The organism is Streptomyces sp. NBC_00247 (assembly GCF_036188265.1).
Taxonomy (GTDB): Bacteria; Actinomycetota; Actinomycetes; order Streptomycetales; family Streptomycetaceae; genus Streptomyces.
Window position 1 is genome coordinate 7,203,803 of record NZ_CP108093.1, and the last position, 20,073, is coordinate 7,223,875.

The following is a 20,073-nucleotide window of genomic DNA, read 5'->3' on the forward strand; positions in this document are numbered from 1 at the left end:
GAGGATGGCCACTCGGTTGTTCTCCTTGACGGGCGGACGACTGTGGTCGGCGTCGGCCTGGATGGAGTCACCGCGTGGCGGAACTGAGATGAGTCACGCCGCAAGGCGGACAAGCTGCTGATCAAGTCAACGGGTCGGCCAGGTCGGCGCCGATGTCCGGCAGACATCTCGGGAGACGACAGCCCCTGACGGGGCGCCAGTTATGTTTCGAGTCATGCCGGATCATCGGCGCCGAGCCCGGCAGCAACCCATCCCGGGCCGCAGGAGAACTCTCACGGTTATGTTTTTCGCGGTCCTGCAACGGGACCGCAGGCCTCCGGGCCCGGGCTCGGGCTTCCCCTGCTTCTCCCGCCGTGCCCGTGGCGGGGGCTGGCTGGGCGTGGGCGTTGAGGCAGGGGGCCGCGCGGCCGCTGCGCGGCGGGCCGACCGGAGCGCTCGCGAGGGCCGCCGGCCCTGGTCGCACGACGCCACGGGAAGTGAGGGGACGGCGCGCCCTGGAAGCCCGGAGGGCGGGGCGCGTCGGGCAGTGGCGTACCACGGGCTGTTCCTGTAAGCCTCGTACGCCGTTTCCACAGCTGGTGCAGGTGCGCGCCCCTGTGAAGGTATGAGATCCGACAGGCGAAGCACTCGATCCAGTCGTCTTTTCGAGTTAAAAAAAGGGTCTAGAAAATGGATAACTTGAGGGGTAATCAGGATAGGGTGGGTGCTGGAAGGAGATCCCCCATGGCATCCGAGGAAGAGTTGTTCGCGTCGGTGGACGCGCTGCTGGCGGAGGAGCCGCAGCTGCCGCCTCCGGCGGAGCGGGCCCGGCTGCGTGAGGCTGCAGGTATCACGCAGGCCCGGCTCGCGGTCGCGCTGAAGACGTCGACGCAGTCCATCAAGAACTACGAGAACGGCCGTTCCGAGCCGAAGTCGCCGCGTCTGGAGGCGTACCAGCGGCTGCTGAACGGGTGGGCGGCGAAGTACCCCGTCCTCGCCATCCCCGCCGCTGCCGCCCCGGCCGTCGCGCCGCAGGCTCAGCCGGTGCCGGAGACGTTCACCGCCGCGGCCGTGCCCGAGGCGCCCGAGCCGGAGACCGTCGCGCCGGCCCCGGCGCCCGCCGCCTCGGCCGCCTCGGCCGCACCGGAGCGACCGGCTGCCCGTCCGGCGACCTCGTCGCACCGCCCTGCCGCGAAGAAGGCCGCAGCCGCGAAGCCCGCGATGGACCCGCGCTTTCCGAACGGGCCGCTCGCGGTGCTGGACGAGCACGGCTCCGCGTACGGCCTCGACGACCTGGTGCTCCACTGCCCGGCGACCACGATCGTGGAGCTCGTGGAGTGGACGCTTCGCGAGTCCGGCCTCGGCGCGCCGAAGCTGCACCGCAACGGCAAGGACTCCGACCCGCTGATCGTGCTCACCGCCGGGGCCGCGGTGAAGTTCGGGCTGCCCGAGCGCCTGGAGGACCGCCGCGGGCTGCGCCTGGAAGAGGGCCACCCGGTCGTCAAGCAGGTCCTGAAGGCGAAGTGGCAGCTCACGAAGCGCGGCTTCGGCCCCTGGGCTCGGATCTACCGCACGGCGCAGGGCCGCGACCGGCAGTGCGTGCAGCTCGCGATCCTGCCCTGGGACGCCCTCGACACCCGGTCCTGGCCCGGAGTGGCCGACATGGAGCCGGCCGACATCGCCCAGGTCCTCGGGCTTTTCGCCCAGCGGGTCATCACCCCGCGCGGCAGCACCGCCGTCTCCGGCCTGGAACTGATGACCGCGCTGCGCCCGCCGACGAAGGCCGTGCGGGACGAGGAGACCGGCAACTGGGTGTCCGGCCCCAACCCCGGGTCGCTGGGGACAAAGCCGATGGACCCGGCGCCGCCGGAGGGCCAGGTCGAGCACCCGGCCGTCCACCGCATCGGGTGGAAGGGCGGCTTCCTCAAGGAGGAGGCGTACCAGTGGGTCCGGCCGGTGGAGACCCTCACGTACGACGAGTGCCTGCTCCCGTACGCGGTGGGCCTCGACCTGAACACCGCGTTCCTCGCGGCCGCGGCCCGGCTCACGGTCGGCCTGTCGGAACCCGTCCACTTCGTCGGCCCGACGTTCAACCCGAAGATCCCCGGGTCGTGGCTGGTTGACCTGTCCCACGTGGACATCGACCCGCGCCTGCCCTCGCCGTTCACCCCGACCGGCGAACGCCCGACGGGACCGGCCTGGTACCAGACGCACACCGTCGCCTACGCCCAGGAGCTCGGCTACAACGTCGAACCACTGGAGGCGTACCTGCGACGGGAGACCGGCGCGTACCTGGACCCGTGGCACGACCGGCTCAAGACCGCGTACCTGGACACCCTCGCCGGCATGGGCGTCACCAAGGACCTCACCGACGCCGAGTTCCTCGCGGCGATGGAGCGGCACAAACGGGTCGACCCGGTGCTGACCGCTGTGCTCGCCGGGATCAAGGGAGCGGTGAAGGGCGGCATCGGCAAGCTGTTCGAGAACCCGCAAGGCAAGGGACACAGGGACGGCGAGCCATGGCCGGCCATGATGCGCCCGACCTGGCGCCCCGACATCCGGGCCGCCGTCATCGCGAAGTCCCGGGTCAACATGCACCGCAAGCTCGCGAACATGGCGAAGATGACCGGCATGTACCCGCTCGCGGTGCTGTCCGACTGCGTCGTCTACCCGACCCCCAGCGCCAGCCCGCTCGACTTCCTCCCCTACGCGGCCTCCGGGAAGCCGCAGCCCGGCGCCTTCCGCCTCGGCCCCACCCCGGGCCTCGCGAAGCTCGAAGGCGTCCAGGAGATGGTCTGGGCCGTCGACCTGATGGAGAAGGGCCTCAACCCGGCCCGCCACATCAAGGGCGGCGACGCCGTCCTGGACGAAGGAGAGTAGAGCCGTGGGCGAGATCGACGACGCGATCGAGCGCGCCGACCGCGAGCACTTCACCCGCCAGCCGCCCAAGACCCTCAAGGGCCAGATCCGCTACCTGCTGCGCCGGCTGGGCAGCGCCAAGGCCGTCGCGGCGGAACTCGGCGTCACCGCCGACTCCGTCAACCGCTACCGGCGCGGGGCCCGCAAGCACCCCCGCGCCGACGTCGCCTCCAAAATCGACGACGCCGTACGAGCCCGGTGGCAGCCCCAGGTCCGCAAACGCCGGCAGAAGCAGGCCGCCGCCACCGGTATCACCGTGGAAACCCGCGCCCGGTTCGGCTACAAGTCGTCCGCCGGATCGACCGACGACGGCCGGTTCCGCCGCCTCACCGTCAAGCTCCCCGCGGCCTACGCCCAGCGCCTCTTCGACGCCCGCGACACAGGATCCAGCGACCAGCAGATGCGCGACATCATCGCCGAAGGATTCAAGGAAGTGTATTTCCAGGACGGTGGTGCCCGGGCTCTGGGACTGTCGGACGTGGAAATCAACGACATCGATTACCTCGACCTCGAATACTGATGCGGAGCCACCCACGGCCAGCGTCAATGACCCGTACCCGGACCCGCACAACGACGCCGAACGGGTCGCGAACCGGCAGGCCGCCGACGACGGACATCTGGATCGGTGGCGGCCGGGGCATCAATGCCCTCGTCGGTGAGCCGATCCGCAAGCACCGCGACCTGGACCTGGCGCACCGCAATGACCAGGAGCCAGGGGTGATCGCGGCCTTTTCCCAAGCTGGATTCGCCGGGACTGTGGAGGGGCGAGCGGTGCGGTTCGTGGTCACCGACCCCGGTGGTCGGGAGATCGATCTGCGCCCGCTGCTCTTCGCCGCCGACGGGTCCGCCTCGCTCGATCCGGGCCCGAGCGGGGTGGGGTGTGGCAGAACCTCCACCCGGCGTGCCGGCAACATCGCGGAACCCCCGGACATGGACGGCTGGACCTGGGGCTGACTGCTTCCGTGCCCCGTCCCCGCACCCGGCGGACGCCGCCGATCGGGTGCGGGGACACGATGAAGGGCCCGTGCGGTCAGGCGGCGTGGGTGTCGGTCGGTGTCGCCTCGTCGAGCATGGCGAGGGTCAGGACGTTGCCGGAGATGCCCCAGCCGCCGTCGGCGACCTCTTCGACCAGCACCATGGTGTTGTTGCGGGCGCGCTCGCCGTAGAGCTCGACGTACAGCTCGGTGGTGCGGGTGACGATCTGCTCCTTCTGCTTCGGGGTGAGGGTCTTCTCGGGGACCTTGAAGTTCGCGAAAGGCATGGCTGGTTGTTCCTTCTGCCGGTGGGGCGTTACAGGGAGCTGCCTGCGGTGAGCAGGCTGTCCAGTCCGATGCGGCGGAAGAAGTCGGCGCGGAGGCGATCGGCGACCGCGGAGACGACTTCGCTGCCGTCCCGGCTGGGGTCTATGTGGGTGTGCAGCGGCCGAGTGGGTGTTTCATCGCGACCAGTCGCGCGACGGCTTCGGCGACCTCGGTCACATCGGTGTCCGAAGGGATGAGCGCGGCCAGGCGCTTGCCCAGATCGCTCATGAGGGGGTATGGCGCTGGTCGTAGGATTCCGCACGGGCGACGTCGGCTGGGGTGCCTGCGTTGGCGAAGTGGCTGGTGCCGGTGGCGAATGCACCGGGCACCACGATGGTGGTGTCGATGCAGAACGGGAGCACCTCGGCGGCGTAGCTGACGGCCAGGGCGTCCATCGCGGCCTTGGCGGCGAAGTGCGGGGGCCAGGAACGGGGGGCAGCCGCCGCGGGTGCTGGAGCTGCCGATCCACACCAGCAGCCCAGAGCCCTGCTCACGCACCGTGCAGGGCGGCGCGGTTGGCGCGCTGCGTGCCCAGGACGTTCACGTCGTACAGGTCTGCGAACTGCTCGGCTGTGAACGCCTCGGCGGTGCCCAGGACCATGTGCCCGGCGTTGTGCACGACCGCATCCGGCCGACCGCGCTCGGCGGTGATCCGGTCGACTGCGGCGTCGGCGGAATCCTGGGAGGTGACGTCCAACTCGACGGCGTGCACGTCGACCTGGTGGTCGGTGCCGTAGCGCGCGAGGTCGGCTGCCGCGGTCGCGTTGCGGGTCGCGATCTGGCGGATGCCTGCGTACACGGTGTGACCGGCGAGGGCCAGAGCACCCACGGACAGTGCTCCGATGCCGCTGGAGGCCCCGGTGACGAAGATGACCTTCCCACTGTCGTCGTCTTCACGACTTGGCCTTTCGTTGATCGACGTGGTGGCTGCGGGCGGTTCAGATGATTCCGCCGTTGGCGCGGATGACCTGACCGTTGATCCAGTGGCCGGCCGGGGAGGCCAGGAAGGCGACGACCTCGGCGATGTCGGCCGGGGTGCCGAGGCGCTCCAGCGGGGGCTGGGCGGCCAGGCGGGCGATGGTTTCCTCGTCCTTGCCGTCCAGGAACAGGTCGGTGGCCGTGGGGCCGGGCGCGACGGTGTTGGCGGTGACGTTCCGGCCCCGCAGTTCCCGGGCCAGGATCAGCGTCAGCGCCTCGACCGCGCTCTTGCCGGCGGCGTACGCGCCATAGCCCGGGAAGGCCAACCCCACGACCGACGTCGAGAACGTCACGATCGCGCCGCCGGGACGCACCCGCCGGGCGGCTTGCTGGACGACGACGAACGCGCCGCGGATGTTCGTGCGGTGCAGGTCGTCCAGGACGGCCAGGTCCAGTTCGGCGATCGGCGCCAGGTGCATCCGCCCGGCCGCGTGCACGACGACGTCGACGCCGCCGAACTCTGCTTCGGCCGCGTCGAACAAGGCCGCGACCGCGGGTGCGTCGGCGACGTCCGCGCGCACGGCGATCGCCCGGCCACCGCTGCCGACGGCCTCCTTCACTGCGGCTACGGCCCCGTCCTGGCTGCCTGCGTAGCCGACCACGACGGCGTACCCGTCGGCGGCCAGCCGACCGACGGTCCGGCGGCCGATGCCGCGCGAGCCACCGGTGACGATCGCGACACGGGGTGAGGAGGAAGTCTGGGCCGGGGCAGCGGCCCCGTCGAGAGAAGTGGGGGTAGGCATAGAGCCGGCTCCTGTGGTGGATGGGGGTGGGGCCGCGGCCTTGCCGTTGCCCTGCGGCGTCCTCCACGATCGGCCGGTTCCCCATTCCTAGCCAGGGCTGCGTCTACCCAGGGGATGCCACCCCCTGGCTGCGCTCCGGCGTACGAGCGACCATGGAGGGGTGAACCTTCCAGAACTCGGCGCCTTCCTCAGGACCCGCCGCGACCGCATCCGCCCCGCCGAAGTCGGTCTCCCCCAAGGCCCGCGCCGGCGCGTCCCCGGGCTGCGCCGCGAGGAAGTCGCGCAGCTGGCCGGGCTGTCAGCCGACTACTACACCGAGCTGGAACGCGGCAGCGCAAAGAACCGCGTGCAGCCCTCGGCCCAGACCCTGGCCGCCCTCGCCCGGGCCCTGCGCCTGAACGGCGACGAGCGCGACCACCTGTTCCACCTGGCCGAACGACCGATCCCCCCATCGGTACACGGACCATCGGCACACGTGCAGCCCGCGCTCCTCGGACTCCTGGACCGGCTGTCCAACACCCCCGCGCGCGTCATCACCGACCTGCACGAAACCCTGGTGGAGAACGACCTGGCCCGGACCCTGCTCGGCACATCCCCGGCACACCGCGGCCCGGCGGCGAGCTTCGTGTACCGCTGGTTCACCGACCCGCAGACGCGCGAGATCTACCCGCCCGATGACCACCCGCGCCACTCCCGGGTGTTCGTAGCCGACCTCCAAGCAGCGGCCGCCCGGCGCGGCAGGGACACGGAGGTCACCAAAATGGTCGCCGCGCTGCGTCGCCGCAGCCAGGAGTTCGCAGCCCTCTGGGACACCCACGACGTCGCGGTGCGCCGCATGGACCACAAGAGGATCGTCCACCCCATGCTCGGCGTCATCGAACTCGACTGCTACAACCTCCTCAGCGAGGACGGACGGCAACGACTGCTGTGGTTCACCGCCCCGACCGGGAGCCCGGGAGCCGAGCGGCTGGAACTGCTGTCCGTCGTAGGGAGCCAGGAGCTGGGCGCCCCGGAGGGCATGGCACCGGAGAGACTGTCCGCAGCGGAATCCGGAGCGCCGGGCATCACGCCGAACGCTGACCGGCGTGATGTCAGGACTGAGCGGCCGGCTTGAGAGCGGCGCCGGTGTCGGTCGGCTCAGCGAGCGGCTGTCATAGACGGCAGGCCTCCAGGGGCCATTGCCCGACTCGAGTCAACCTGGCGCGACAGCGCAGGGGAAGGACCGACCTGATCTCCCTGTGGACCGCGGCTCCGTCGTACGCGATGAGGTGGGGCGTGGTCAGCGCCGAGACCCACATCCGCGGCAGAGGTCAGCCGATGATCACCCCGGGGGAGTGGTGCTGCCCCCGGGGCCCGGGACCGGGATATCAGCGGCGGGGTTCGACCTTCAGGTCGCCCTGGGTCACCGTGCGCATCCTGTCACTGGCGAGTATCTCGTGCGGGAAGCCGAGTTCGATCGCGCTGGCCTCTTCAAGGCGGGCCAGTTGGGAAGCGGTGAAGTCGACCTCCAGGGCGCCCAGATTGTCCTCCAGTTGCGACAGAGTGCGGGCGCCGACGAGCGATGTCGTCACGTCCGGGTTCTGCAGGGTCCAGGCCAGCCCGACCTGTGCGGTCGTGCGGCCCAGCTCGGTGGCGACCTCCTTCACGACATCAGCGATATCCAGATTGCCCGCGGTGAGCCCGCCGTTGGCGATGTTGAAGTTCTTACGGGTGCCGTCGTCGACCGCGGCGTTCGTCGCGGCCAGATCGTCGCGGCTGTACTTACCGGTGAGCACTCCGCCCGCCAGTGGCGAGTACGGCACCACTGCCAGTCCCATCTCGCGTGCCATGGGGATCAGGTCGCGTTCACCGGTGCGCTCGATCAGGTTGTATTCGATCTGCAGGGCGACCAGCGGCGACCAGCCGCGGAGGTCGGCGATCGCCTGCATGCGCGACACCTGCCAGGCCGGGGCGTTGGAGATCGCCACGTACAGGACCTTGCCCTGCCGGACCAGATCGTCCAAACCGCGCAGGATCTCCTCGACCGGTGTCGTGAAATCCCACACGTGCAGGTAGAGCAGATCGATGTAGTCCGTATTCAGCTGTCGCAGACTGGCTTCCACCGAAGCGAAAAGGCTCTTGCGGTGGGGGCCCCCGGAATTCGGGTCGCCGGGCCGGCGCAGCGTGGTGTATTTCGTCGCCAGCACCAGGCTTTCGCGGTCGTCCCGGGTGAATTCGCCCAGCAGGCGCTCGGAGCTGCCGTCGGTGTAGGTGTTGGCGGTGTCGATGAAGTTGCCGCCGCGCTCGACGTAATGGTCGAACAACTTGCGCGCCTCGTCCTGCTCGGCGCCCCAGCCCCACTCGGTGCCGAAGGTCGCCGCGCCCAGCGCCAGCGGTGAGACCCGCAGCCCGGAGCGGCCCAGCAGCCGGTAGCTGTCGAGGGTGAGCGACATCGTGTCCTCCTGTGCTTGTGGTCCGTCGTCGGGTACCAGGCTCCGACCGCCGTGCGCCGCGGGTAAGGGAGAGAAGTTCCTGGGAACACGAGTCCTACCCTGGCGGTTGGACCGAGCATGATGACTCCCGCTGTGGACACGACACAGGAGCTGGCCGCGTTCCTGCGGACCCGGCGAGAGCGCCTGGATCCGGACGACTTCGGCTTGCCCTCGCGCCGGCAGTCGCGGCGGACCCCGGGACTGCGCCGCGAAGAGGTCGCCGAACTGGCGGGGGTCAGCATCGACTACATCGTGCGTCTGGAACAGGCCCGCGGGCTGCGGCCCTCGGCAAGTGTGGTGGAGGCGTTGTCCCGGGCGCTGCGGCTGGCCCCCGATGAACGCGCCTACCTCTTCAACCTGACCCAGCAGCGCCCCCGCAACGCCGGTGAGCCCGCCACCGCAGCGGCGCCGCCGCTGGCCGGGCTGGTCGCGGACCTGTCGCCGCTGCCGGCCATGCTGATGAACCACCGCTACGACATCCTGGCCTGGAACAGGGAAATGGCGAAGCTGCTGCTTGATTTCGACACCCTGCCGCCGGTACAGCGCAACGCTATGTGGCTGTGCCTGGCACACCCGGAAGTATGCGAGCTCTATGTCGACCGCGAACGCGTCGTGCGGGAGGGAATCGCCCACCTGCGCGCAGCGTGGGCCGCGCACCCGGAGGACCAGGCATTGACCGACCTCATCACCGAATGCAGCATCCGCAACAAGGAATTCGCGCGATTGTGGGCCGAACGAGACGTGAACGTCAACGGCCGCGGACACAAGGTGATGCGGCACCCGGGCGCCGGTGTGATCGCCGTGCACTTCGAAGTGCTGACGCCCCTCCAAGATCCGGACCAGCGGTTGATGATCTGCCGCGCCGCGGACGACGAGAGTCAGATGGCATTGGACCGGTTGTACGCACGGTGACCTCGAACCGTCGTCCCGGCGCGCCTTCGGAGTACCGCCTCGTTCGTCAGCACCTTCGGTAGGCCGGTGCCGCGCGTCAGAGGTGCCGGTCCGACGGTTCGCTCGCGGATTCCGTGTGCTGGTCCTGTCCGGTCGTGGCGGACCAGCTGGCGAGCAGCTTCAGGCTGTCCTCGGCGGCGGTTCCGGGGGGTGCGCTGTAAACGACCACGCTCAGACCGGTTTCGTCCGGCAGACTCAGGGTTTCCTGGTCGAGTTCCAGGACGCCGACGAGCGGATGGTTCAGCCGCTTGGTGCTCTCGCGGAAGACATGCACGTCGTGGGACCCCCACATCACGCGGAAGTCGTCGCTGCGGGTGGACAGTTCACCGATCAGGTTCGACAGCTCCCGGTCGTAGGGGTTCTTCCCCGCCTCGATCCGTAGCGCGCCCACGGCGAAGCGGGCCATACGCTCCCAGTCGGCGTAGAACCGCCTGGCTGCGGGTTCGAGGAACGCGAACCGGGCGACGTTCGCCCCGCAGGTCGAGTCGGCATACATCTGCGAGTACAGGGACCGGCCCAGCGAGTTGGCGGCCAGCGTGTCGAGGCGGTTGTTCATCACGAACGCCGGCAGCTCCGGCATCCCCTCGACGATCCGCGCCACGCTCGGCCGCACCGCCGGCCGAACCTCCCGCTGCCGGGCCCGCGCCCTGGGCGCCGGTCCCGCGGCGCGGGCGAGGTCGTACAGGTACATGCGCTCGGTGTCGTCGAGCCGCAGGGCCTGGGCGAGGGCGTCCAGCACACTGTCGGAGACGCCCTTGAGGTTGCCGCGCTCCAGGCGCGTGTAGTACTCGACGCTCACCCCGGCGAGCGCCGCGACCTCACCCCTGCGCAGGCCGGGCACCCGCCGCTGACCGTACACCGGCAGCCCCGCCTGCTCGGGGGTGATCCTCTCGCGTCGGGAGCGGAGAAATGCGCTGACTGCGTCCCGGTTGTCCATGAGGACAGGGTAGGCAGGCCGCGCGACGGGTGGGGGGCCCTGCCAGTACCCCTGACGGCGGGAACTCCCTTCTCCCGGCCGTCTCCCGTTGCATGGTGCCTGTCCCGGTCACCGGGGCCCAGCCGGCGGCACGACGTACGCGCCCCGGCTGGCCGACCTTTCCGGTACCGAGTTCCGCATCAGGGCTCGAGTACCTGGCCAAGACTGAAGGGCACACAAGATGAGCGACCAGATCGAGACGCCGACGGAGAAGCCCTCGGATGTGGTGCGAGGGTTGTACGACGCGCTGAGCAAGGGTGACGTGCCGGGTCTCCTGGCCAGGCTCGCCCCCGACGTGATCGTCGACGAGCCGCTCCAGCTCCCCTACGGCGGCGTGCACCAGGGCCGCGAGGTGTTCGTGCAGTCGGTCCTCGGCGCGATGATGGGCTACGCCGACGTCGCCATCACCGATGCCGAAGTGTTCGAGGGCGCGGCCGGCGTCGTCGGAACGCTCACCGGAACGCTCACGGCCCACGCCACCGGCGAGGAGTTCCCGCTGACCATGGTCGAGATCCACCAGGTCGAAGGCGGCACGGTGCGCAAGATCGACGTCTACACCAAGAATCCCCATGAGCTCGGCGCGTTCTACGCACGCGCCGAAGCGGGCATCCGCTGACGACGACACGCTGCAGGGTCCAGCCGAGATGGTCCGCGGACGAGAGCGGCGGGGGCGCTCTCGCGGCTTGCTGCTCGCCTGGTCCCGTCAGCGACGCCCTGGGCCCGGCCGCTTGCGCCGGAAACCTTTCTGCCGGCCTCAGATCTGGTTCAGGCCACCGTCGACGTACAGGTTCGAACCGGTGATGAAACTGCTCTGGTCGGAGGCGAGGAAGAGAACGGCGGCAGCGATCTCATCAGGGCGCGCCAGCCTCCCCAACGGCACCTGACTGGCCAGGTACTGCTTGAACTCCGCGGCGTGCTCTCCGTCGGCCTGCAGCCCTGACAGCCCGGGCGTCTCGGTCGGTCCCGGGGCGATGCTGTTGACCCGGATACCGCGCTCCTTGAGCTCGTTGGCCCAGGTCCTGGCAAACGATCGAGTGGCCGCCTTGGACGCCGCGTACACACCGAACGCCGGCGCACCGGAGTCCGCGTTGGTGGACCCGTTGAGGATGACCGAGGCACCGTCGGTGAGGACCGGCAGAGCCTTCTGGACGGTGAACAGCGTGCCGCGGACATTGATGCCGAAGTGGGTGTCGAAGTGCTCTTCGGTGATGTCCGCCAGCGGCACGAACTCGGCGACGGATGCGTTCGCGAACAGCACGTCAAGTCCCTTGCCCCGGTTGCGGATCACCTCGTAGAGGCGATCCAGGTCGGCCAGATTCGAGATGTCGCCCGCCACCGCCGTGGACATCGTCGAGCCGATCGCTTCGACTGCCGCGTCGAGCTCGGCCCTGCGTCTGCCGGTGATGAACACGTGCGCACCTTCCGCGGCCAGCCGCTTGGCGCTGGCCAGGCCGATACCGGTGCCGCCGCCGGTGACGAGGGCGGTCTTTCCTGCAAGTGGTCCCACGGTGATCGTTTCCTCTCGGTTTCCGCATCAATCACTACGGAATGTAGACGGCTCCCGTGCCGAATCGACACAGAGGGGGTTCTTGGGGGTGCGGCCCGGCGCCGCCGCGCAGTGGCCGGGTCAGGTCAGACGATGACGATCGGGCGCGCCTGGGCGAGATGGGCGGCCAGTTCTTCACGCGTCTGGTGCAGGTGCGCGTTCCAGGCCGGCTGGCCAGGGCCGCTGCGCCAGGACTCGCTCAACGGGCTGTTGTTGACGGTATCGAAACCGAACTCGTCGTACAGGCGCGTCACCAGCTCCACAGCCTCGGGAAAGTCGCTCGAGGCCGATAGCGCGTGGCGTCCGGGCGTGCCTGCCGGGCTGCCCGAGGCGAAGAACCGTGGAGCCTGGATGTGTGTGAACGCTTTCGCCACCTTGGAGGTGGGGAGCTGCTCCTGGCGCACTTCGTGCACGGTCTTCTTGCCCGAGTCGATGACGGGGAAGTGGCCGTCGCGCCAGGGCATGTAGTTGTTCGTGTCCAGCACTATTTTTCCCGCGAGTTGCTCCACGGGCATGTCGTTGGCCAGCTTGAGAGGCGCCGCCACGATGGCGAAATCGGCCGCGGCGGCGGCATCGGTGGCGGTCGCGGCGTGCGCCGAGGGGCCGAGTCGGGCGATGAGCCGGGCCAGGGTCTGTGGGTCGCGAGAATTGGCGATGACGACCTCGTAGCCCTGCCCGATCGCCGCACGCGCGAGCGTGCTGCCGACCTCGCCCGCGCCGATGATGCTGATTACGGTCATAGTCCTTCCCTCAACTTCCGGTGGGGCGACGGCCGTCGCCCGGCCTGGCGTCGGTGTGAGCTGTCGCATGTGGGGCGACCGCTCAATTCCGCATCGATCGATGCGATATTCGGGACCATAGCACTTCCGGAGTGATCGATGCGGAAGATTCCGCATCGATCACTCCGGAAGGGGTAGAGTGGGTGACGTGGCGACCAAACAGAGCGGCCCGATCGGCCGGCCCCGAGCATTCGACACCGAGGCAGCGCTCGAACGGGCCATGCTTTTCTTCTGGGAGCACGGCTACGAGGGCGCCAGTCTGACCGGCTTGACCAAGGCGATGGGGATCTCCACCACCAGCATGTACACGGCCTTCGGCAACAAGGAGGAACTGTTCCGCAAGGCCCTGGAGCGCTACACCGAGGGCCCGAGCGCCTACCTGACCCGGGCTTTGGAAGAACCGACCGCACGTGGCGTCGCGACCGCCATGTTGAGTGGCGTCGTGCGCACCACCACGCGGCCGGCCCGACCCCACGGGTGCCTGGGGGTGCAGGGCGCTCTGGTCACCAGCGCCTCCGGCAGCAGCGTCCGAGACCTCCTCGCCGCTTGGCGCGACGACGGTTGCAGCCGTCTGTGTGAGCGGTTCCAGCAGGCCGTCGACGAGGGCGACCTGCCCCCCGCGGCCGACGCCGGGCTCCTGGGCCGGTATGTCAGCACCCTGGCCTTCGGTATCGCCGTGCAGGCCGCAAGCGGTATCGGTCGCGACGAACTCCAGAGCATGGCCAACGCCGCCCTGGAGTCCTGGCCACCCTTCTGACCCTCGCCGTCGACCTGGACGCCGAATCCCCGCACGTCCCGGTCTGCACCGCCACCGGCGGCGACAGCACCACCGTCCTGCGCTCCCTCACCGCGTAGTTCTGCACCAGGACGCCCACGCCCTGGTCCTCGACCTCAAGCGGATCTCCCACCTGTGGGCGAGGGGCCTGTCGACGGTGACCCACCGCGGCAGCACCGCCGGCATCCACGACGCCCTGGTCCACCTCACCGACGAACTCCAGCGCCGCAACCATCTTCCCGACCACGAACTCGCCGACGCCCCGCGGCTGATCGTCGCGATCGACAGCGCCAACGGCACGCCGCACCGGCTCGCCCGGTACTGGGAGACGTTCCGCCAGCACGACGACCCCACGACGTCCCCGGCCGTCACCGCACTCGACGAAGCCCTGTGGACCGGACGCACCGTCCGCGTCCACGTCATCCTCGACGGCACACCCCACACCAGCGTCCTCAAAGCGGCGGCCCACGAGCTGTTCGCCACCGTGATCCTGACCCGGTTCACGGCCGACACCTGGCAGCGCCTGGCCCCGATAGCCGGTCCCGCCCCGAAGAGCAGCACGCAGCCGAGCCGTGCCCACGTCGTCCAGGAAGACACCGCCCACCCGACACAGGTCCTGCTCATGACCGACGCCGAAGCCGCCGACTGGCTCTCCGCGACGGCGGCCGGGAAGAACTGACCGGCCCGGAGCCGGACACACCACGGGCCCCGGGGGGATCAACACCCCCCGGGGCCCGTTTCATGAAGTCGCCGGGCTGTACGCGCCGGGTCGGCGCCTTCCATCATGGCGAGGACCGAGCCGATCACCCCGACTCGGAAGGAGTGCTCGGCCACGGACTCCGGCTGCTTGTTGCCGGCGAACCACCAGCCGGTCCGCGCGACGCGCTTGAGCACGCCCATCTCGGAGATGAAGCTCGCGGTGCCCCAGGGTGGTGTCGTCGGCCATGCGGTCCTCCGGTGTCAGCGGTCGAGGTCGAAAACGTAATGGACGTGGGCGAGCTCGCGCCGGGATCCCCCCGACAACGCTGCCCCGTCCAGGAGTTGACCAGCCTGCTCGCGCAGTACGTCAGCGAGCGGCCCGGCGGCCTGCGCCAGCCACGGGAAGGCCGTCAGCAGCGCCCACAGCGAGTGCGCGTACAGGTCGATGAAGCCCGCTGCGAGGTGCAGCCCGCCCACCAAACCCCGCAGCAGCGTCACCGGATCCCAGCCCGACAAGTCCCTATCCCGCATGAAGGCGTCGTCCGGCTGCGGCAACGCCAGAGCCCCGAGCCACAGCGCCCAGTAGTACAGGTTCGCGGCCCCCGCGACGTCGTCGTCGGCCAAGGCGCGGTCGATGAAGTCCAGCAGCGGCTGCGGGTCCCCGAGCCGGGCGAGCGCGGCGGCGGTGGACCGGGCCTCCGCCCAGTGCGGCGACCAGCCCCGCCGGGCCGGCACGTCACGCCGCCGGTGCAGAGCCTGCGCGGCCCACGCGGCGCGTTCGGCCGCTCGACTCTTGGCAGCGGTGCCGCTGAGCGCGGCGGATCGGGAAATGGGCCTGACGGGCGTGGTCGCGGATGGTGGCTGCGGGCTCGGTGACCAGTGGGATGCCGGAGTGGTCGGTCAGCTGTGAGCTTTTCTGGTCGCGTTTGGCGCTCGACCAGTGTGGGGTGGGTCAGGGGGTGACGATGGGGAAGTCCGGGTCGCCGGGGTCGAGTACGGCGGTGAGGCGGTGGAGCGCCGAGGCGTCGCCTTGGATCTGGACGCCGGCTCGGTCGAGGCCTTCGGGTGTGAGGCCGGTGACGGTCAGGTGGGACAGGGCGCTGACGGTGCTGGTGAGGGTGACGTCGGCGGCTGTCTTGTGGTGGGCGTTGCTGTAGCTGAGGACGCCGTTGGACAGGGTCAGGCGGTAGCGCTCGTTGGCGTCAGTGAGGTGGACGTCGATGGTGAGCTTTTCGTCCCAGGCCTTGGGGCCGTTGATCTGGATGGCGATGGCATCGAAGAGCATGGTCGGGGTGAGGTGGGCGATGACGTCGGGTGACGCGGTGACCGTGGGGGTGCCGAACTGGCCTTGGCGTAGTTCGGTGGTGCCGGACAGGTAGAAGTTGCGCCAGGTGCCGTTCTCCGCGCCGTAGCCGAGTTGCTCGAAGGTGTCGGCGAGCAGGTCGCGGGCGGCGGTGTGCTGGGGGTCGGCGAAGACGACGTGGCTGAGGACTTCGGCCGCCCAGCGGTAGTCACCCGCGTCGAACGACGCGCGCGCCTTGTCCACGACGGTGTCGGCGCCGCCCATGAACTGGACGTAGCGTTTCCCGGCTTCGACCGGCGGGTGCTGCCACAGGTGTGCGGGGTTGCCGTCGAACCAGCCCATGTAGCGCTGGTAGACGGCCTTGAGGTTGTGGCTGACCGAACCGTAGTAACCATGGGCGCTCCAGGCACTCTCCAGAGCCGGCGGCAGGGGGAGGTGTTCGGCGATCTCGATGCCCGTCCAGCCCTTGTTGATCAGGCGCAGTGACTGGTCGTGGAGGTAGCCGTACAGGTCGCGCTGGGCGCTCAGGAAGGCTGTTACCCGTTCTTGGCCCCAGGTGGGCCAGTGGTGGGAGGCGAACGCGACGTCCGTCGTCTCGCCGAAGAGATCGATGGTCGCGGTCAGCGCATGGGACCAGGCGTGCGGGTCCCGGACCACGGCGCCGCGCAGGGTGAGCATGTTGTGCAGCGTGTGGGTGGCGTCCTCGGCCGTGCACAGCGCCCTGAAGTCCGGGAAGTGGATGAGCAGTTCGGCGGGCGCCTCGGTGTTGGGCGCCATCTGGAACACCATCCTGACGCCGTCGACGGTCTCCTCCTGCCCCGTCCGGGTGACGGTCAGGGTCGGCGCGATCAGGGTGACGGTGCCGGTGGAGGTGGTCTGCCCGAGCCCGGCGCCGACGGCGCCCTGCGGTCCGCGGGCGAGCGCGGCCCCGTACATGTAGGCGGCCCGGCGCCCCATGGCGGTGCCCGCGTACACGTTCTCCGCCACGGCGTGCTCGGTGAAACCCTCCGGCGCGACCACGGGGCACCGGCCTGCGTCGACGTCCTCCTGCGTGGTGACGCCTTTCACGCCGCCGAAGTGGTCGACGTGCGAGTGCGTGTACAGGACGCCGGTCACCGGGCGCTCGCCGCGGTGCTCGCGGTAGAGGGCCAGAGCCGCGGCGGCGGTCTCGGTGGAGATCAGCGGGTCGATGACGAGGACGCCGATGGCTCCCTCGACGAACGTGATGTTCGACAGATCGAGACCACGCACCTGATAGATGCCTTCGACTACCTCGAACAGGCCCTGTTCGGCGACCAGCTGGGACTGCCGCCACAGGCTCGGGTTCACCGTGTCGGGTGCCTCACCCTGGAGAAACGCGTACGTGTCGTTGTCCCACACGACGGTACCGGAGGCGTCGGTGACGGCACCGGGCACCTTGCGCGCGATGAGGCCCCGCCTGGCGTCCTCGAAATCCTGCGCGTCGGAGAACGGGAGCCGCTCCCGGATCTCGCTCTGCTGTCGGACAACGGGCGACTGAGCAACCTTCGGTGTCGAAGCCATAGAGGTAGATTCACACCAGAGGCACCTAAAATATCGTCACGACACCGCTACTCTCCTCGTCCAGATCCGGGACGGGTGCACCGGAGTCCTGGGGCAGTTGCTGGCGCGGAGCCCGGGGCGGGTCGTCGGGACACGGCGCCGGAAACAGCAGGAAGTACTACCGCGGTGCGAGGGCCGCTGTCCGAGGTGTCCGCACATGGTGGCGAGGAGGCCGTAGTCCCTTCCACCACTGGCCCCACTTTCACTGACGGAGAGGTATGACGAGTGTTCTCGGACCCGCGTGTCCACACGCGTAAATGGGCCGCAAGGCATCCAATCTGTACCGGATTGGTCATGGGAATGCTCTTCTATCTCGTGGAGATCCTCGCCACCACCGACGCTCTCGGTTCCCTGCCATTCGCCGTCGCGATCGCAGCGATCTTTACTCTGACCGCCTTTGGCGAGAGGCGACGACGGAGGAAGCGCACGTTGTCACTCTGACGTAAAACTGGGTGCTGCGGGGCCGCCCCCGGCCTCGCAGCACCCACCGCTCTTTCAGGCCGACCGCTCATGGCAGACGGGCCGCGCGGCCGACTCCACGTGTCCGAGTGGCGCCGCCTTCACCAGGGTGGCATGCGCAGGTGAGAGCGGGAGGGACGGGCGGTGGTGCCCGTGGTCACCACCGCACCCCATCCGCCGCTCGTCGACACGTGGCGCGCATCCCGACGGGAGCGGTCCAGCCCGCTGCGAAGGGGTTGTACGGGCTCCCGGGTGGGCGGCGTGACGGCTTCACCCAGGAGCCCGGTCCGACGGTCAGCCAGGAGCTCACCCCGGGTGCCGTTCATCAGACGATCCGCCTCAGCTGCCGTTGCGCAGTGGCGGCGCGCCGCTGTGCTGGTTGCTTCGCTCGGCCGGGGCAGGCGGAGTGTTGTACGGTACCCAACCGGCACCATCGATCATCCGGCTGCCCGACCAACACCACCATCGACCTCGCTCGTCGGCTCAGGTACCAACCGGTCGCAACGCCGTTGAACCAGACTGAGCTCGTCCGCGCCGGTGCCGACGAGAGATCCTGTCGGCACCGGCGCGGACGAGCTCAGCTGTGGATGGATTTTCGGGGCAGAGGGTGCGGGTCACTGCGGCCCCGGGCAGGTGCGTACGGCTGGCACCACCTGATCGGGGCCCCCGAGTACCTGGGCCCGGCGAAGCCAGGGGGTCCTACTTGCTGTAGTCGTCCATGTGGCCCTCGTGGCCGTTCTGCTTCTCGTCGTGGCCGCCGTAACCGCGGTCGTAGCCGCCGCCGTTGACGCAGGTGTTCCCGAAGGTGGGGTTCAGCAGGCCGATGATGTTGAGGGAGTTCCCGCACGCGTTGATGGGGATGTGGATGGGGATCTGGACGACGTTGCCGGACAGCACGCCCGGCGAGCCGAAGGCGGCGCCCTGTGCTCCGGCGTCCGCGCCGGCCGTGCCGGCACCGGCGAACATCAGGGCGCCCGCGGCCGCGGCCAGAACCACTGTGCTTCTCAGCTTCAACATTGAGCTCTCCGCGCTTCGAGTGCCGCCGCTCGGTCGCGGCGGCTCCCTCCACGATGCGGGCCCGCCGTCCCTCAGCCTGCCGACACGCCTGGCCACCGCTCAGAGCCCCCTGTACGGCCGCTCTCTCGTACGCCGTTGGCCGAAGCCGGCTACACCCCAGGCGGCTCCTCGTCCTGGTGCTGCTGCTCCTGGCGGCCGTGGTCGGTGCGTCCATCGTGCACCTCTGGCCCGGGTCCCTGGTGCCGGTGACCCGGATCGGAGGCGTGGGCGCGGCGGCGGGCTCCCTCGCCGGTGTCGCCGCGCTGGCCCGGCGACCGTGTCCGGCCCCGGAGCGGGCTGCCCGCCCTGCGCGGCCGAGGCCGCCCAGGCCCGCTGGCGAGCAGTGAATGCACCCCACCTCGTTGCCCTCGTCCGCGCCGGGGCCCGTTTCGAACGCGGCCTGCTCGTTGAACGGCCGCAGACGACCGCGGCGTGAATAGGGTGGCGGGCCTGCCTCGAAGTTCGAGATCATCCGGTCATGTTGGATGGCACCACAGGACAGGACCTTCCGGTCGGCTTCGGGTTCCGGCCGTATCGCGGCGACGAAGACCACGGCGCCATGGCCGCGGTGCGGCGGGGGTGTGCTGAACGGGACCGGGTCGATGCCCATTCGGTTGTGGAAGGGCTCCCGACAGCGGCCGAGATCGCGGAGGCTTCTGCCAAGTTGGAGGAGCCGTCCAAGAACCAGATCCTGGTGGTGTGCGACGGGAGCGTCGTCGGCTACTCGACGATCCGGTGGTGGCAGGAGCGGGACGATACGTGGCTGTACCTGCACCGCGGCTACCTCTTGCCCGAGCATCGCGGCCAGGGCATCGGGTCAGCCATGCTGAGCTGGGCCGAAGAGCGGATCCGCCAGCTCGTCAAACAGCATGGAACGGCGCGGACGGCAGTGATCGGCGCGAACGCCACGACCTCCGAGCAGGATGCCACGGCACTTCTGCGTGCAGCCGGCTACCGACGTGTCTTCAGTCTGGTCGAGCTGGAGCTGGGCGATCTGCAGCAGATGCCCGAGCCGGGCGACGAACTGCCGACCGGGATACGGACGGGGCCGATCGGGACACGCCACTACGGTGCAGCCTGGAGGACGGTCGTCGATTCGTACGCGGACAGCGGCTTCACTCAGAGATGGCCGTTCCAGGACTTCGTCGACACCGCCGACCCGGCATGCTGGAGGGCTGCCTGGAACGGGCAGGACATGGTCGGCGTCGCCCTCTGCTCCATCCGCCGTCACGACCACACCGTGGGCGAGGTGGAAGAGCTGAGTATTCGGACGGACCAGCGACGCCTCGGAATCGGCCGGGCCCTGCTGCTGGACGGGCTGCAAAGCCTTCGCGAACAGGGTGCAACGACCGCCCGGCTGTTCACGGGCACGGCAAATCCACATCGGTCCTACGACCTCTACGAGAGCGTGGGGTTCCGGCGGCAGAACGAATACGTCCGCTACCGCAAGCCGCTTGCTTGATCGACCGGCAATCGGGCTGTCCGGTCATCCACAGGATTTGACAATAGCTCCTCGGATCTCCAGCTCCCAGCCTCTTGACCCTTCGGCACGATCGC

18 protein-coding genes and 3 pseudogenes are annotated in these 20,073 nt (G+C 69.5%); 10 read left to right on the plus strand and 11 right to left on the minus strand.

Annotated elements, in window-relative coordinates; all coding sequences use genetic code 11:
- Positions 1–723: 723 nt before the first annotated feature.
- The 3 genes from tap to OHT52_RS30775 are packed head-to-tail and all read left to right on the plus strand — an operon-like array spanning position 724 to position 3,852.
- Positions 724–2,859, plus strand: a complete 2,136-nt coding sequence (tap, locus tag OHT52_RS30765) for a telomere-associated protein Tap (RefSeq protein ID WP_328723454.1) — start codon at positions 724–726, stop codon at positions 2,857–2,859.
- 4 nt (positions 2,860–2,863) lie between these two features.
- Positions 2,864–3,418: a telomere-protecting terminal protein Tpg gene (gene tpg / locus OHT52_RS30770; RefSeq protein ID WP_328723455.1), complete on the plus strand. Its 555-nt coding sequence runs from the start codon at positions 2,864–2,866 to the stop codon at positions 3,416–3,418.
- Positions 3,419–3,444: 26 nt separating this feature from the next.
- Complete coding sequence (locus OHT52_RS30775) at positions 3,445–3,852, plus strand: nucleotidyltransferase domain-containing protein (protein WP_328723456.1); 408 nt, start codon at positions 3,445–3,447, stop codon at positions 3,850–3,852.
- Between the two features lie 76 nt (positions 3,853–3,928).
- Here OHT52_RS30775 and OHT52_RS30780 read toward each other — a convergent pair whose 3' ends face one another.
- From OHT52_RS30780 to OHT52_RS30790, 3 genes and pseudogenes are all read right to left on the minus strand, one after another.
- Positions 3,929–4,159 (minus strand): tautomerase family protein, encoded by a 231-nt coding sequence (locus tag OHT52_RS30780; RefSeq protein WP_328723457.1) that lies wholly within the window; start codon positions 4,157–4,159, stop codon positions 3,929–3,931.
- 29 nt (positions 4,160–4,188) lie between these two features.
- Positions 4,189–5,115, minus strand: a pseudogene (locus OHT52_RS30785) (SDR family NAD(P)-dependent oxidoreductase).
- Between the two features lie 22 nt (positions 5,116–5,137).
- A complete protein-coding gene (locus OHT52_RS30790; protein WP_328723458.1) occupies positions 5,138–5,920 on the minus strand; it encodes an SDR family oxidoreductase in 783 nt (260 codons plus the stop codon).
- A gap of 160 nt (positions 5,921–6,080) precedes the next feature.
- Here OHT52_RS30790 and OHT52_RS30795 point away from each other — a divergent pair, with 160 nt between their 5' ends.
- Positions 6,081–7,034, plus strand: a complete 954-nt coding sequence (locus tag OHT52_RS30795) for a helix-turn-helix transcriptional regulator (protein ID WP_328723459.1) — start codon at positions 6,081–6,083, stop codon at positions 7,032–7,034.
- Positions 7,035–7,287: 253 nt separating this feature from the next.
- Here the strand turns inward: OHT52_RS30795 and OHT52_RS30800 are convergent, their stop codons facing one another.
- Entirely contained in the window at positions 7,288–8,352 is a 1,065-nt protein-coding gene (locus OHT52_RS30800; protein ID WP_328723460.1) for an aldo/keto reductase, read from the minus strand.
- Positions 8,353–8,484: 132 nt separating this feature from the next.
- Here OHT52_RS30800 and OHT52_RS30805 point away from each other — a divergent pair, with 132 nt between their 5' ends.
- Entirely contained in the window at positions 8,485–9,303 is an 819-nt protein-coding gene (locus tag OHT52_RS30805; protein WP_328723461.1) for a helix-turn-helix transcriptional regulator, read from the plus strand.
- A gap of 76 nt (positions 9,304–9,379) precedes the next feature.
- Here the strand turns inward: OHT52_RS30805 and OHT52_RS30810 are convergent, their stop codons facing one another.
- Positions 9,380–10,279: a helix-turn-helix transcriptional regulator gene (locus OHT52_RS30810; protein ID WP_328723462.1), complete on the minus strand. Its 900-nt coding sequence runs from the start codon at positions 10,277–10,279 to the stop codon at positions 9,380–9,382.
- A 220-nt stretch (positions 10,280–10,499) separates the two neighbouring features.
- Here OHT52_RS30810 and OHT52_RS30815 point away from each other — a divergent pair, with 220 nt between their 5' ends.
- Entirely contained in the window at positions 10,500–10,934 is a 435-nt protein-coding gene (locus tag OHT52_RS30815; protein ID WP_328723463.1) for a nuclear transport factor 2 family protein, read from the plus strand.
- A 138-nt stretch (positions 10,935–11,072) separates the two neighbouring features.
- Here the strand turns inward: OHT52_RS30815 and OHT52_RS30820 are convergent, their stop codons facing one another.
- Positions 11,073–11,825, minus strand: coding sequence for an SDR family NAD(P)-dependent oxidoreductase (locus OHT52_RS30820; protein WP_328723464.1), 753 nt, complete (start codon positions 11,823–11,825; stop codon positions 11,073–11,075).
- 125 nt (positions 11,826–11,950) lie between these two features.
- Positions 11,951–12,604 (minus strand): NADPH-dependent F420 reductase, encoded by a 654-nt coding sequence (locus OHT52_RS30825; RefSeq protein ID WP_328723465.1) that lies wholly within the window; start codon positions 12,602–12,604, stop codon positions 11,951–11,953.
- 187 nt (positions 12,605–12,791) lie between these two features.
- On the opposite strand from OHT52_RS30825, the gene OHT52_RS30830 reads away from it, so the two are divergent.
- Entirely contained in the window at positions 12,792–13,400 is a 609-nt protein-coding gene (locus OHT52_RS30830) for a TetR/AcrR family transcriptional regulator (RefSeq protein WP_328723466.1), read from the plus strand.
- A gap of 175 nt (positions 13,401–13,575) precedes the next feature.
- Entirely contained in the window at positions 13,576–14,097 is a 522-nt protein-coding gene (locus tag OHT52_RS30835; RefSeq protein WP_328723467.1) for a hypothetical protein, read from the plus strand.
- Positions 14,098–14,171: 74 nt separating this feature from the next.
- On the opposite strand, the pseudogene OHT52_RS30840 reads toward OHT52_RS30835, so the two are convergent.
- The 4 genes and pseudogenes from OHT52_RS30840 to OHT52_RS30855 all read right to left on the minus strand — a co-directional run.
- Positions 14,172–14,364 (minus strand): annotated as a pseudogene (locus tag OHT52_RS30840) (HD domain-containing protein); the annotation flags it as partial.
- 14 nt (positions 14,365–14,378) lie between these two features.
- The gene (locus OHT52_RS30845; RefSeq protein WP_328723468.1) at positions 14,379–14,852 is read right to left on the minus strand and encodes a hypothetical protein; all 474 of its coding nucleotides are present in this window, start codon (positions 14,850–14,852) and stop codon (positions 14,379–14,381) included.
- A gap of 217 nt (positions 14,853–15,069) precedes the next feature.
- Positions 15,070–16,962, minus strand: coding sequence for an alkyl/aryl-sulfatase (locus tag OHT52_RS30850; RefSeq protein ID WP_328723469.1), 1,893 nt, complete (start codon positions 16,960–16,962; stop codon positions 15,070–15,072).
- A gap of 1,197 nt (positions 16,963–18,159) precedes the next feature.
- Entirely contained in the window at positions 18,160–18,477 is a 318-nt protein-coding gene (locus tag OHT52_RS30855; protein ID WP_328723470.1) for a chaplin, read from the minus strand.
- A gap of 322 nt (positions 18,478–18,799) precedes the next feature.
- Here OHT52_RS30855 and OHT52_RS31585 point away from each other — a divergent pair.
- Positions 18,800–18,952: pseudogene (locus tag OHT52_RS31585) on the plus strand (IS256 family transposase); the annotation flags it as partial.
- 42 nt (positions 18,953–18,994) lie between these two features.
- A complete protein-coding gene (locus tag OHT52_RS30860) occupies positions 18,995–19,978 on the plus strand; it encodes a GNAT family N-acetyltransferase (protein ID WP_328723471.1) in 984 nt (327 codons plus the stop codon).
- Positions 19,979–20,073: the final 95 nt, after the last annotated feature.

What these genes read in the sequence shown, in the direction of transcription:
- OHT52_RS30860 (WP_328723471.1), top strand. Translation starts at nt 18,995, where the DNA reads ATGTTGGATGGCACCACAGGACAGGACCTTCCGGTCGGCTTCGGGTTC.
- OHT52_RS30850 (WP_328723469.1), bottom strand. Translation starts at nt 16,962, where the DNA reads ATGGCTTCGACACCGAAGGTTGCTCAGTCGCCCGTTGTCCGACAGCAG.
- OHT52_RS30780 (WP_328723457.1), bottom strand. Translation starts at nt 4,159, where the DNA reads ATGCCTTTCGCGAACTTCAAGGTCCCCGAGAAGACCCTCACCCCGAAG.
- OHT52_RS30775 (WP_328723456.1), top strand. Translation starts at nt 3,445, where the DNA reads ATGACCCGTACCCGGACCCGCACAACGACGCCGAACGGGTCGCGAACC.
- OHT52_RS30810 (WP_328723462.1), bottom strand. Translation starts at nt 10,279, where the DNA reads ATGGACAACCGGGACGCAGTCAGCGCATTTCTCCGCTCCCGACGCGAG.
- OHT52_RS30825 (WP_328723465.1), bottom strand. Translation starts at nt 12,604, where the DNA reads ATGACCGTAATCAGCATCATCGGCGCGGGCGAGGTCGGCAGCACGCTC.
- tap (WP_328723454.1), top strand. Translation starts at nt 724, where the DNA reads ATGGCATCCGAGGAAGAGTTGTTCGCGTCGGTGGACGCGCTGCTGGCG.
- OHT52_RS30790 (WP_328723458.1), bottom strand. Translation starts at nt 5,920, where the DNA reads ATGCCTACCCCCACTTCTCTCGACGGGGCCGCTGCCCCGGCCCAGACT.
- OHT52_RS30815 (WP_328723463.1), top strand. Translation starts at nt 10,500, where the DNA reads ATGAGCGACCAGATCGAGACGCCGACGGAGAAGCCCTCGGATGTGGTG.
- OHT52_RS30855 (WP_328723470.1), bottom strand. Translation starts at nt 18,477, where the DNA reads ATGTTGAAGCTGAGAAGCACAGTGGTTCTGGCCGCGGCCGCGGGCGCC.
- OHT52_RS30800 (WP_328723460.1), bottom strand. Translation starts at nt 8,352, where the DNA reads ATGTCGCTCACCCTCGACAGCTACCGGCTGCTGGGCCGCTCCGGGCTG.